Below are 614 nucleotides of genomic sequence, written 5' to 3' on the forward strand. Positions count from 1 at the left end.
CTTGTTCTATCCGCTGTTCTCGCGGCGATTGTAGCGGCGATCATTGTGGTTGCGCTTTGGAGTTCTTCTCAAAGCTTCCGTCCGCTATACAGCCAACAAGAGCGATTCGATATTGGTGAGATTGTCTCGGTCTTAGAGAGTGAAGGTGTGAGCTACCGCATGCAGGAGCAGAACGGCCAAGTGCTGGTTCCTGAAGGTGAGGTGGCTCGCATTCGTATGTTATTGGCGTCAAAAGGCGTACAAGCGAAACTGCCAACCGGATTGGATTCACTGAAAGAAGACAGCTCATTAGGTACCAGCCAGTTTATGGAGACTGCGCGTTACCGTCATGGTTTAGAAGGTGAGTTAGTACGCACTATCATGTCGCTAAACTCGGTAGCGAATGCGCGTGTTCACCTTGCGATTCCTCGTCAAACTTTGTTTGTACGCCAAAACGGTGAAAATCCGTCTGCATCTGTCATGCTCGAACTCAAACCGGGTGAAGACCTTAAGCCAGAACAGGTTGAAGCGATCATCAACTTGATCGTCGGCAGTGTGACGGCGATGAAGCCTGAGTTTGTTTCTGTCATCGATCAATATGGCCGACTGTTGAGTGCAGATGTTGCGTCAGCAGA

General features: G+C 49.8%; 1 protein-coding gene. It reads left to right on the forward strand.

The genetic code is table 11. The annotated features are described in order from the left end of the window. The coding region (fliF, locus tag R7093_RS26360) for a flagellar basal-body MS-ring/collar protein FliF (protein ID WP_318147168.1) at positions 1–614 on the forward strand (614 nt) is incomplete at both ends.

Source organism: Vibrio sp. 1580 (assembly GCF_033340055.1).